Source organism: Trichococcus sp. (assembly GCF_049589555.1).
Classification (GTDB): Bacteria; Bacillota; Bacilli; order Lactobacillales; family Aerococcaceae; genus Trichococcus.
This window is the reverse complement of sequence record NZ_JBAWAZ010000312.1, coordinates 1-5,250: the sequence shown is the minus strand read 5'-3', so window position 1 is coordinate 5,250 and position 5,250 is coordinate 1. Positions and strand designations below refer to the sequence as shown.

General features: G+C 49.4%; 6 protein-coding genes. 5 read left to right on the top strand and 1 reads right to left on the bottom strand.

Annotation, left to right across the window (positions count from 1 at the left end; all coding sequences use genetic code 11):
- From WBV27_RS11175 to WBV27_RS11155, 5 genes are all read left to right on the top strand, one after another.
- Positions 1–460 (top strand): GNAT family N-acetyltransferase (locus WBV27_RS11175; protein ID WP_424202085.1); only part of this gene is annotated, 460 nt, incomplete at its 5' end.
- Between the two features lie 104 nt (positions 461–564).
- Positions 565–1,098 (top strand): N-acetyltransferase family protein, encoded by a 534-nt coding sequence (locus tag WBV27_RS11170; RefSeq protein ID WP_424202083.1) that lies wholly within the window; start codon positions 565–567, stop codon positions 1,096–1,098.
- Between the two features lie 40 nt (positions 1,099–1,138).
- On the top strand, positions 1,139–2,260 hold the full coding sequence (locus tag WBV27_RS11165) for a YibE/F family protein (RefSeq protein ID WP_424202081.1): 1,122 nt from the start codon (positions 1,139–1,141) through the stop codon (positions 2,258–2,260).
- Positions 2,257–3,018 (top strand): YibE/F family protein, encoded by a 762-nt coding sequence (locus tag WBV27_RS11160; protein ID WP_424202079.1) that lies wholly within the window; start codon positions 2,257–2,259, stop codon positions 3,016–3,018. Before WBV27_RS11165 ends, WBV27_RS11160 begins: the two co-directional genes overlap by 4 nt.
- A gap of 154 nt (positions 3,019–3,172) precedes the next feature.
- A complete protein-coding gene (locus tag WBV27_RS11155) occupies positions 3,173–4,681 on the top strand; it encodes a DUF1846 domain-containing protein (RefSeq protein ID WP_107994743.1) in 1,509 nt (502 codons plus the stop codon).
- Between the two features lie 71 nt (positions 4,682–4,752).
- Here WBV27_RS11155 and WBV27_RS11150 read toward each other — a convergent pair whose 3' ends face one another.
- Entirely contained in the window at positions 4,753–5,193 is a 441-nt protein-coding gene (locus WBV27_RS11150) for an Lrp/AsnC family transcriptional regulator (protein WP_424202077.1), read from the bottom strand.
- Positions 5,194–5,250: the final 57 nt, after the last annotated feature.

Genomic DNA, 5,250 nt, shown 5'->3' with positions numbered 1-5,250 from the left:
GGAAATCATCAATGAGGCGAAAGTCACGCTAAAGGCGTCCGGCATTGATCAATGGCAAAAAGGATATCCGAACGAAGCAGTCATTCTTCAGGATATCAACGGAGGATACAGCTATATATACTTGCGGGATGGCATTCCGGGGGCAACTTTTGCGTTCTTTTACGGCGAGGATCCTACCTATAAAGTCATCACAGAAGGCCAATGGTTGACGGATAATCCTTACAGTGTCATCCATCGCATCACAATCAAAGACGCATTCCGTGGCCAGGGCGTTCTTGGGGAAATCGTGGAATGGGCTGCGGATGAATCGCGTAAAAAAGGCTACGCCAGCATGCGCATCGATACGCATCCCGACAACAAAAGCATGCAGCGTGCTCTGCAGAAAGCTGGGTATACGTACTGCGGCCATATCCTGACGAGCATCAGCGATATGCGTTGGGCATATGAAAAAGTTCTCTAAAACAGTTATGGATATGCGAAAAGGATTGCACCGATTGGGCTGGTGCAATCCTTTTCGTATGGAACCAAATGTTTGATGGATACAATTAAAGGAGCGAAGAAATAATGAACCTGCAACTGAAAAACTTACCGTTGCACGAGGAACTGATCCAGACGGTACTCCGTTGGGAAAACGACCCGGCTATTTCGCCGTTCATCACCCCGCACTATGATGAAGAAAGCGAATTGCCTTTGGTTACGGAAGAGGGCGTCCGCGAAAGCCTGAGCAATCCGGACAAACGCAATTATTTCATCTGCGTGGATGACAAGCCGGTCGGGATCGCGTCGATCATCCGCGACTTTCCTGCCCTGCTGAAGAATGACGGAAACACAGCTTGGTTGGGCATCTACATTGGCGAACCGGAGTGGCGCAGCAAGGGCATCGGCAAAACGGTCATGGCCCTATATGAAGAAGAATGCCGGAAAATCGGCTATCAGCGCATAGAACTGGGGGTCTTTTCCCACAATACGGGCGCAATCAAATTGTATGAAAACTCAGGGTTCACGAAAATAGGCGTCATTCCTCATTTCACCTATTCCCAAGGGCAATGGCGCGACGATATCCGGATGGAGAAGATCCTCAGTTCCGTTCAACGATAACCCCCATGCGGAAATCTTTTGAAGGGAGGAAAAACAACGGATGAAAAAATGGTTGTTGGTTAGGCATAAAGTTATATTATTGACCTTGTTTGCGGCGTTGTTGGGGATGCTGACGCTATTCAGCTACCATAACTACGCGTTGTACGAAGAGCCAATCGCTAAAATCATTGCAGCGGAAGCTGTTGGAACCGATGAAACGGTTGGCGCCAATCGGGAAAGCTATCCCGTATACAACCAAAAACTGACGGCTGTACTGATGAACGGGGAGTCTAAAGGGGCGCAGGTCGTGATCGAAAACAACTATTCCGACTCACTTGCCTATAGCCAGATGTACCGTTCAGGCGATGAAGTCTTCCTTTCCCTTAGCGAGAGTGCTTCGGGTGCCGTGATAGGTAAAATTTCCGGAGTAAAGCGGGATAAATATGTTGCCCTTTTGGGTGCCTTGTTTCTTTTCGTGCTTGTCGCGGTAGCGGGCAAAAAAGGCCTGCTTTCTCTCGTCAGTATTGCAGGGAATATTTTGCTGTTCAGTGTCGCTCTGGACAGTTATGAAATTGCGGATAATGCCCAATTATTATGGATCAGCAGTGCTGCGGTGATCGGGTGGACCGTCCTTACGCTCCTCTTGGTCAGCGGCAGAAACAGAAAGACTTACGCAGCCATCCTGTCCACTTTGATTGGAACATTCATGACCTTGATCATCGCCTATGGGGTCATTGCCTTGACGAACGGGCAGGGCTTGCGCTATGAGGAAATGCAGTTTGTGACGCATTATCCGCGGCGGATCTTCCTGTCGAGCATTTTGATCGGTTCGCTTGGTGCGGTGATGGATGTCGCCATCACGATGACTGCGGCCATCCAGGAACTGTACGAAAAAGACCCCGCGATATCCGCCAGATCCTTATTCCAGTCCGGACGCGAAATCGGCAAGGACATCATGGGGACGATGGCGAATGTGCTGCTTTTTGCCTATGTCAGCGGAGCGATTCCGACGCTCGTTTTTTATCTGGAGAACGGCTCCGATGTGTTTCACACCTTTTCGATGCAATTATCTTTGGAAATCACCCGGGCTTTGGCGGGCAGTATCGGTATCGTTTTGACGGTCCCGTTGGCAATGTTTACAGCAGTCCGTCTGATTCCCAAGAAAGCGGGTGATCGTCGATGAGCGTGCAGATGATATTGGCGCTGTTGCTTTTGCTGCTGATGGGGGCGGTGGGCGGCAGACGAGGGATTTCTTCGTTCCTGTCGCTGTTTTTCAATTTTGCCGTCCTCTATGTATTGGTGCTGCTGTTGATCAATGGCTTTCCAGCTCTTTTTGTGACCCTGCTGGCTTGTTCGGTGGTGGGCTACATCAATTTATTCTACATAAACGGCGTGAACGTCAAGACCAAGGCGGCTTTTATCGCCACGATCGTCACAACGTTTTTCTTGCTGTTGTTGATCATTGTTGTGCATCGGTTTGCGATGATACAAGGCTTCGGTCCCGAGGAAGTGGAAGAGTACACCACGCTTTCCTTTTTTGTGAATGTGGATTTTGTTCAAATCGGTATTTGCACGCTGATAACGGGAACGATAGCAGCCATTACGGATACGGCCATCTCCATTTCATCCTCGTTGCATGAAGTCCATCACCGCAACCTGCAGTTGGATGAAAAGGAATTGTTTCGGTCAGGGATGACGATCGGCAAGGACATCATCGGAACGACGACGAATACGCTGTATTTTTCATTCATCGGCGGTTATCTCGCGCTTTTCCTCTGGTTCAGGGATCTGTCCTATTCATTTGGGGAGGCGTTGAACGCAAAAGTGCTTGTCTCGGAAGTCGTTTCCATGTTCGTCATCGGCATCGGAGTGACCGGAATCATCCCGCTCACCGCTTGGATCACGGCGCGCATGCTATTGAACAAATCGCCAAGGGCTTAAAATACGTATTGCCAATCAAAAAAAATACTCTATAATTGTTAGAGTTGAAATCAAAGCGTTACGGATGAGTCAGCTGACGCATTTCTGCATCCTGAAAGAGGCACGTAACGGCACAAGTATACAGATACACCATTCAGATATTGGAGGAAAACAGATGAAAAAAATCGGCTTTGATCCACAGAAATACATTGAAGAACAATCGAAATACATCCTGGAACGGGTCAACAATTACGATAAATTGTATCTTGAGTTCGGGGGTAAACTGATCGGCGACAAGCATGCGAAACGCGTATTGCCTGGGTTCGATGAAGATGCCAAAATCAAGTTGCTGCAGAAATTGAAGGATCAAGCGGAGATCCTGATCTGCGTCTACGCAGGCGATATCGAACGCAACAAAATCCGCGGCGACTACGGCATCACTTATGATATGGACGTCTTCCGCCTGATCGATGAGCTGAGGGAATACGGATTGGCCGTCAACAGTGTCGTCATCACGCGCTACAACGGACAGCCGGCAACCAAAGTGTTCATCAACAAACTCGAAAAACGCGACATCAAAGTCTATACCCATGGCGCCATCGAAGGCTATCCTTCCAATATCGAAACGATCGTCAGCGAAGAAGGCTTCGGCCAGAATACCTATATTCCGACTACCAAGCCGATTGTCGTCGTTACTGCTCCGGGTCCCGGCAGCGGTAAGTTGGCGACCTGCTTGAACCAGCTGTACCACGAGCGTCGTCAAGGGCGCGCGGCCGGTTATTCCAAGTTCGAGACTTTCCCGGTATGGAATGTTCCTTTGAAGCATCCGTTGAACATCGCTTATGAAGCCGCGACAGTCGATCTGAAGGATGTCAATATGATGGACAACTATCATTTCGAGACCTACAACGAAGTGGCTGTCAACTACAACCGCGATCTGGAGACATTCCCGGTCATCAAACGCATCATCGAACGCATCACCGGCAAGGAATCCGTCTACCAATCACCGACTGATATGGGCGTGAATCGTGTCGGCTTTGGCATCACCGACGATGAAGCGATCCGGGAAGCGTCGAAGCAGGAAATCATCCGCCGCAGCTTCGACACGGAATGCGACTACAAGAAAGGCCTGAGCGATGAAGAGACGCGCAACCATATGCGCCTGATCATGGAAGAGGTCGAATTGAAGCAAGAAGACCGCGCTCCCGTGAAGCCAGCCCGCGAATATGCGAAACGTTTGATGAAACGCGCGGTCGACAATGAGATTCCGGCTGTCATCGCTTTCGAGTTGAACGACGGAAGGATCATCACCGGCAGAACTTCCGATCTGATGGATGCTTGTTCTTCCGCTATCGTGAACGCAATCAAGGCCTTGGCGAACATTTCCGATGACATCCTGTTGCTGTCCCCGGTCATTCTGGAGCCGATCAAAAAGCTGAAGAGCGAAGGCTTGCATAAACGCATCCCGACCTTGACCGCGAACGAAATCCTGATTGCCTTGTCCATTTCAGCGGTCACCAATCCGACAGCCCAGTTGGCTTACGATAAACTTTCCGAGCTGAAGGATGTGCAGGCTCATTCAACTGTCATCCTGAACAAAGACGATGATCAGATCCTTCGGAATCTTGGCCTAGATATCACTTGCGATCCAGTTTACCCGTCCGAGAATTTATATTACGTATAAAATGTACGGCTATCCGCTCCCTGTCTATTTCGGGAGCGGATAGCCTTTTTTTTCGGAATTGCTGTGGATTGTTATTGGTCCTCAAAATGGATGCCTCGGGGACCGACCGAGGTGGAGAAGACGACCTGCGTGTAGGTCTTGCCGAACTGTTGCAGCTCCCCGATGAAAGTATCCAGTTCATTCGTCGTCGGAAAGGCGACTTTCAGGAGCATCGAGAATTCACCGGTCACACAGTTGCATTCCAGCACATTCGGGATGCTGTCCACGAAAGGATAAAAAACCGGCTTTTGCTTGGGATCGACCTCCAGATTGATGAAAGCCTTGATATTGTAGCCTAGCGTCTGCAAGTTCAGATGCGCGCCGTAATCTGTGATGACGCCGTTCCTTTCCAACTGGGCGATCCTTGCGGAAATCGCCGGTGAAGACAAAAAGGTGACCTCGCCGATTTCCTTCAGGGAAGCCCGCGCATTTGTCTGCAAAATGTTCAAAATTTGCTTATCGATTTTATCCATTAGTGGCTCCTTCCCCTGTTGTTGTTTGCTGTGTATTCTTAAGATTCTATATCAGAC

Coding starts and splice junctions, on each gene's coding strand:
- WBV27_RS11170 (WP_424202083.1), top strand. CDS start 565: ATGAACCTGCAACTGAAAAACTTACCGTTGCACGAGGAACTGATCCAG.
- WBV27_RS11155 (WP_107994743.1), top strand. CDS start 3,173: ATGAAAAAAATCGGCTTTGATCCACAGAAATACATTGAAGAACAATCG.
- WBV27_RS11165 (WP_424202081.1), top strand. CDS start 1,139: ATGAAAAAATGGTTGTTGGTTAGGCATAAAGTTATATTATTGACCTTG.
- WBV27_RS11160 (WP_424202079.1), top strand. CDS start 2,257: ATGAGCGTGCAGATGATATTGGCGCTGTTGCTTTTGCTGCTGATGGGG.
- WBV27_RS11150 (WP_424202077.1), bottom strand. CDS start 5,193: ATGGATAAAATCGATAAGCAAATTTTGAACATTTTGCAGACAAATGCG.